General features: G+C 63.1%; 6 protein-coding genes. 2 read left to right on the top strand and 4 right to left on the bottom strand.

What is annotated here, in order from left to right; genetic code table 11:
• The coding region (locus tag EOA49_RS29640; RefSeq protein ID WP_245460840.1) for a hypothetical protein at window positions 1–423 on the bottom strand (423 nt) is incomplete at its 3' end.
• Between the two features lie 146 nt (window positions 424–569).
• Between EOA49_RS29640 and EOA49_RS29635 the strand changes: the two genes are divergently transcribed.
• Both EOA49_RS29635 and EOA49_RS29630 read left to right on the top strand, forming a co-directional pair.
• Window positions 570–1,253, top strand: a complete 684-nt coding sequence (locus tag EOA49_RS29635; protein WP_066998380.1) for a response regulator transcription factor — start codon at window positions 570–572, stop codon at window positions 1,251–1,253.
• A 246-nt stretch (window positions 1,254–1,499) separates the two neighbouring features.
• Complete coding sequence (locus EOA49_RS29630; RefSeq protein WP_067322970.1) at window positions 1,500–1,958, top strand: cyclic nucleotide-binding domain-containing protein; 459 nt, start codon at window positions 1,500–1,502, stop codon at window positions 1,956–1,958.
• Window positions 1,959–1,991: 33 nt separating this feature from the next.
• On the opposite strand, the gene EOA49_RS29625 is transcribed toward EOA49_RS29630, so the two are convergent.
• From EOA49_RS29625 to EOA49_RS29615, 3 genes are all read right to left on the bottom strand, one after another.
• Entirely contained in the window at window positions 1,992–2,792 is an 801-nt protein-coding gene (locus EOA49_RS29625; protein ID WP_067322968.1) for an exodeoxyribonuclease III, read from the bottom strand.
• A gap of 103 nt (window positions 2,793–2,895) precedes the next feature.
• Entirely contained in the window at window positions 2,896–3,564 is a 669-nt protein-coding gene (locus tag EOA49_RS29620) for an outer membrane lipoprotein carrier protein LolA (protein WP_066998340.1), read from the bottom strand.
• A gap of 143 nt (window positions 3,565–3,707) precedes the next feature.
• The coding region (locus EOA49_RS29615) for a DNA translocase FtsK (protein WP_164749319.1) at window positions 3,708–5,921 on the bottom strand (2,214 nt) is incomplete at its 5' end.

Below are 5,921 nucleotides of genomic sequence, written 5' to 3'. Positions count from 1 at the left end.
GTGCCTGGTGCTGGACTGGAACATCGTGCCGCGCCGGCGCGGCACGATGTTCCAGTCCAGCACCAGGCACACATCGTAGAGCCGGTCGGCGCGCCGCATCCGTTCATGGCTGGCGCCGTAAGGGATCTTCACCGGCCGATTGTAGTTGCGGTCGTCCGGCACCTCGCACCAGCCGAGATCCGGGCCGATCGGCGCCATCGCCAGCCCCGTCCGGCGGCCGCCGGGAAACTGGTCGTTGCGGAAATAGCCTGACAATATCCGCATCGCAGCCAGTGGCGTCGCGCCGTCGCCCTCACGCTTGCTGGCGGAAATGCCGCCGCGCCCGAGGGCGCAGGGAAACACCGTTTGGCCGGCTTGCAGCAATCCCTGCGCAGGGTTGCCGGGCCTCGCACGCACAACCAGAACATGCAGCCCCTTCGGCAAAAATTCGCCTGCCGCATTGCGCGCGCGTTTTTTCTTGTATGATTGTCTCACGGAACAAATCACTGTGAACGACTGTTGCGCCGGTGAGCTTCCGCATAAATGGGGGGAGGTCAACTGAATATTCTTTTTAAAACAACGGATTGATCATGACATCACGCACCATTCTGATCGTTGACGACGACGACGACCTGCGAGCCACCCTCGTCGAGCAACTGGCGCTTTACGAGGAATTCGACGTCCAGCAGGAAGCCACTGCCGCAAAAGGCGTCGCCACGGCGCGCGGCGGCCTTGTCGATCTGCTCATCATGGACGTCGGCCTGCCAGACATGGACGGTCGCGAGGCGGTGAAGATCCTGCGCAAGGGCGGCTATAAGGCCCCGATCATCATGCTGACCGGCCACGACACCGATTCCGACACCATTCTGGGGCTCGAGGCCGGCGCCAACGATTACGTCACCAAGCCTTTCCGCTTCGCGGTGCTCTTGGCGCGCATCCGTGCGCAGTTGCGCCAGCACGAGCAGAGCGAGGACGCCACCTTCTCGGTCGGCCCCTACACCTTCAAGCCCAGCCAGAAGCTTTTGATCGATCCGCGCGGCGCCAAGGTGCGGCTGACCGAAAAGGAAGCCTCGATCATCAAATATCTCTATCGCGCCGACCAGAAGGTGGTAACGCGCGACGTGCTCTTGGAAGAAGTGTGGGGTTACAATTCCGGCGTCACCACCCACACGCTGGAAACCCATGTCTACCGGCTGCGCCAGAAGATTGAGCGCGATCCTTCCAATGCCGAAATTCTTGTGACAGAAAGCGGCGGCTACAAGCTGGTTCCTTAAACATTTCATGATCTAGAGCGATTCCAGGAAAAGTGTGAAAGCGGTTTTCCGATCGGAGTTGCGTCGAACCAAACAGATAGGCGGTCGGGCGGGATTGCCTCGGGTACGATCCTGATGCTGGAGGGTGATGGATCGGCTCGCTGCACGCATCGCACGATGCGTGATTGAAAGTTGGAGTGCGCGCTCCCGCAAGGAGACGGCGCTCCAAAGGAGGGACTGGACTGACCGCTCGGGGACACAGCTAGGATGGCGCTGGATGACGACATCCGCATCCTGTCCGCCGTGAAGCTTTTTCAGGGCTTCACGCAGGAACAGTTGCGCCTGCTGGCCTTCGGCGCCGAGACCACTTTTCTGCAGGCCGACCACAAGCTCTACCGCGAGGATGACGTGGCCGACTCGGCCTATATCGTGGTTAGCGGGCGGATAGTCCTCTATCGCGAGCAAGGCACCGGCGAACGCGTCCCGATCGGCACGGCAGGCCCCGGCGCCATGCTCAGCGAACTGGCCCTTATCGCCGACACCAACCGGCTGACCAGCGCCTCGGCCGCGATCGATTCGGAAGTGATCCGCTTGAGCCGAAAGATGTTTCGCCGCATCCTCGAGGAATATCCGGAGCTCGCGGTGCAGCTGCACGAGCGCATCCTGGAGGAATTCCAAGAGATGATCGCCCGCATCGAGGAGCTCGCGCCACGGTTTACGGAATAGACGCGCCGCAGCGTCTCTGCCGATTGATTGCGCTCAATCCAATTCAAACTTCGCGATGACCGGCACATGGTCCGACGGCTTCTCCCAGCCGCGCGCCGCCTTGACAATCTCGTAACCGGCAAAGCTCGGCACCAGATTGGCGGACGACCAGATATGGTCGAGCCGCCGGCCGCGGTCCGATGCTTGCCAGTCCTTCGCGCGGTAGCTCCACCAGGTGTAGAGCTTTTGCTCGGCCGGCACGTTGAGCCGCATCAGGTCAACCCAGCCGCCGGCCCGCCGCATCGCCTCGAAGTTTTCGGTCTCGACCGGCGTGTGGCTGACGACGTTGAGCAATTGCTTGTGCGACCACACGTCATGCTCCTGCGGCGCGATGTTGAGGTCGCCCACCAGGATCGAGGCATCGTGCTCGCTCGCCGGCACGCTGTTCATCTCATAGACGAAATCGAGCTTGTGGCGGAATTTCCGGTTGATCTCCGGGTCGGGCTCATCGCCGCCGGCCGGAACGTAGAAATTGTGCAGCAGAATCGACCTGCCGCCGGCCTGGACCCTGACCGAGAGATGCCGGCTGTCGTCGATCTCGCAGAAACGCCGCTTCTCGACCAGCGCGATCGGCCGGCGCGCCACCGTCGCCACGCCGTGATAGCCTTTCTGGCCGTGGAACAGGATGTGCTGGTATCCGGCCTTGCGGAAAGCCTTTTCCGGAAACAGCTCGTCCGGGACCTTGGTTTCCTGCAGGCAGAGCACGTCCGGCGCGTGCTCCTTGAGCAGCCGCTCGACGATCGGCATGCGCAGACGCACCGAGTTGATGTTCCAGGTGGCTATGGTGAAGGGCATTCAGGCAGGTCCGGCAAAAGATCGCCGATCTACTGCCAGCCACGCGCCATAAAGACAAGCCGGCCCGCGCTGCAAGCCGGCCCTGCCCTGAATATGGGCGGACCTACCGCGTCTTGGTATTGAGCTCGCGGTTCGCCGTATAATCGATCGCGAAGGTGCCGTCCGGAATGGAGACGCCTTCCTTGACGTTGAAGATCATCACCGTTGTGTCCTTGCCCTGCGCGTCGGTGATCGTCCACTGGCGCAGTTCATAGGTCTTCGGATCAAACATCATGGTGATCTTGGCGTTGCCGAACACCGACTTGTCGGAGAGTTGGATGGTGGTGAGGTCGTCTTCTTCCTTGACGGCCTTCACGCGCCCGCCCGAGAGATCGATCCGGTCGTCGAGCAAAAGCTTCAAGGGCGTCTTCGACAGCGGATAGAGGTCGGAGGTGTTCAGCTTCTTGTTGAGGATGACGACCGACTTGCCGTCCGAGATCACCCGGAAATTCGACGATCCGTCATAGTTGAAACGGATTTTGCCGGGACGTTCGAGGAAGAACTTGCCGCCGGTCTGCTCGCCCTTCGGGCCGAACTGCACGAATTCGCCGCTCATCGATTTGACCGAGGAAAAATGGTCGGCGATCTTTTGCGCCGCCGGCGGAACGGCGGCCTGAGCCAAGGCCAGAAGTTGGAAGCCCGGCACGACATTGATGGCGGCGGCGCCCGCAAGCACCAGGCCAAGGCCGAGCAGCTGTCGGCGGGTCGGAGCGAAATCTGTCTGGGTCTTCATGCCGGTCACTTCCTGTGATTTGCCTTGGTCGCAGTCTCTGGACCGCCAGTTGGGCCTAAGTTTGGCGGGTCGCACGGCGCTTGGTCGCATCAACGCGCCAGAGGGTTCAAAGTTGCCGGCCGCCTCCCGTGGACGTCGCCGGGCTAGAACTTATCGTCCTCGGTGGGAACGAGAATCTCGCGTTTGCCGGCGTGGTTGGCCGGGCCGACGATGCCTTCCTTCTCCATCTTTTCGATGATTGACGCCGCGCGGTTGTAGCCGATGCCCAGCCGGCGCTGGATGTAGCTGGTCGAGGCCTTGCCGTCGCGCAGCACCACGGCCACCGCCTGATCGTAGGGATCATCGGAATCCTCGAAATTGCCGCCCCCGCCGCCGCCGCCGGAACCGCCCCGGCCCGAGGCGCCGTCCTCGTCGTCTTCCTCGTCATCCTCGGTGATGGCGTCGAGATACTCCGGCACGCCCTGCAGTTTGAGATGGCCGACGATCCGTTCGACCTCGTCGTCCGAGACGAAGGGACCGTGGACACGCTGGATGCGGCCGCCGCCCGCCATGTAGAGCATGTCGCCCATGCCGAGCAGCTGCTCGGCGCCCTGCTCGCCCAGGATGGTGCGGCTGTCGATCTTCGACGTTACCTGGAATGAGATGCGGGTGGGGAAATTGGCCTTGATGGTGCCGGTGATGACGTCGACCGACGGGCGCTGCGTCGCCATGATGACATGGATGCCGGCGGCGCGCGCCATCTGCGCCAGGCGCTGCACCGCGCCTTCGATGTCCTTGCCGGCCACCATCATCAGGTCGGCCATTTCGTCGATGATGACAACGATATAGGGCATCGGCTCGAGGTCGAGATCCTCGGTCTCGTAGATCGCCTCGCCCGTCTGGCGGTCGAAGCCGGTCTGCACGGTGCGCGAGATTTTCTCACCCTTCTTCTCGGCCTGGCTGACGCGTGCGTTGAAGCCGTCGATATTGCGCACGCCGACCTTGGACATCTTGCGGTAGCGGTCCTCCATCTCGCGCACAGTCCATTTCAGCGCCACCACGGCCTTCTTCGGATCCGTGACGACGGGCGTGAGCAGATGCGGGATGCCGTCATAGACCGAGAGCTCGAGCATCTTCGGATCGATCATGATCAGCCGGCATTCCTGCGGGGTGAGCCGGTAGAGCAGCGACAGGATCATGGTGTTGATGGCGACCGACTTGCCCGAGCCTGTGGTGCCGGCGACCAGCACATGCGGCATCTTGGCGATGTCGACGATGACCGCCTCGCCGTTGATGGTCTTGCCGAGCGCCAAGGCGAGCTTCGCCTTGGTGGTTTCGAAGTCGCGGCTCGCCATGATCTCGCGCAGATAGACCGTCTCGCGCTTGGCATTCGGCAGCTCGATGCCGATGGCGTTGCGGCCGGGCACGACGGCAACGCGGCAGGCGATCGCGCTCATCGAGCGGGCGATATCGTCGGAAAGGCCGATGACGCGCGAGGATTTGATACCGGGCGCAGGTTCCAGCTCATAGAGCGTGACGACCGGACCCGGGCGGACATGGATGATCTCGCCCTTGACGCCGAAATCCTCGAGCACGCCTTCGAGCAGCCGTGCGTTCTGCTCCAGCGCGTCCTTCGACAGGCTCGGGTCTTTCGCCACGTTCTTCGGTTCGGACAGGAAATGCAGCGACGGCATCTCGAACGTGCCGGAGCCGATGAGCGAGGTCTGCGCCTCGCGCTGAACGCGTGCGCCTTGCACCGGGCGCGGCGCAGGCGCCTCCACGCGCGTCGCCGCGTCCGAGCGGAAATTGCGCACATTGGCGCGGCGCTGGACCGGCTCTTCGTCGTCGAAGTCGTCGAGATCGGCCTCCTCGTCGTCGAAGACGTTGTCGTCCACGGGATCGACCGAAGCGCTGCGGTCGTTGACCATTGCGGCGAAGAATTCCGGCTCGACACGGGCGCGGCCGCCGGGGCTCATCCTGGATTCGGCGTACTCGGCCGATTCGACCCGTTCGGCGGCGCGGCGCCAGGCGCTGGCCCGCGGCTCAATCTGAGGCTCGAACTCGTCACGCTCCTGCCTGCGGCGCGCGGCACGCCGATGCATCCATGCACGGAACGACAGCCACCAATGGGTGATGGCGCCGAGCGCAAGAATGCCTTCGTCGCCCTCGTCTTCATCCTCATCGAAGAGCAGATCGTCCTGCTCGCGCGGTTCCGGCTCGGCGGCGCGCGCCATGACGGCAAAGCCGTTCTTGCGCGCGATCAGCGCTGAGCCATAGGCGAACAGCCAGAGCGCCGGCGTGGCAAGCACAATGGCGATGATGGTGGCGAAAAGGCCCTTCGGATAGCCGCCGACGGCGATGCCCGGGATCTTCAGCAC

Source organism: Mesorhizobium sp. M1A.F.Ca.IN.020.04.1.1 (assembly GCF_003997315.1).
Classification (GTDB): Bacteria; Pseudomonadota; Alphaproteobacteria; order Rhizobiales; family Rhizobiaceae; genus Mesorhizobium.
The sequence above is the reverse complement of the archived record's forward strand: the minus strand, read 5'-3'. Positions and strand labels throughout refer to the sequence as shown.

Bases quoted from the DNA above. Each gene is read 5' to 3' on its own strand.
- EOA49_RS29635 (WP_066998380.1), top strand. From the start codon at position 570: ATGACATCACGCACCATTCTGATCGTTGACGACGACGACGACCTGCGA.
- EOA49_RS29630 (WP_067322970.1), top strand. From the start codon at position 1,500: ATGGCGCTGGATGACGACATCCGCATCCTGTCCGCCGTGAAGCTTTTT.
- EOA49_RS29625 (WP_067322968.1), bottom strand. From the start codon at position 2,792: ATGCCCTTCACCATAGCCACCTGGAACATCAACTCGGTGCGTCTGCGC.
- EOA49_RS29620 (WP_066998340.1), bottom strand. From the start codon at position 3,564: ATGAAGACCCAGACAGATTTCGCTCCGACCCGCCGACAGCTGCTCGGC.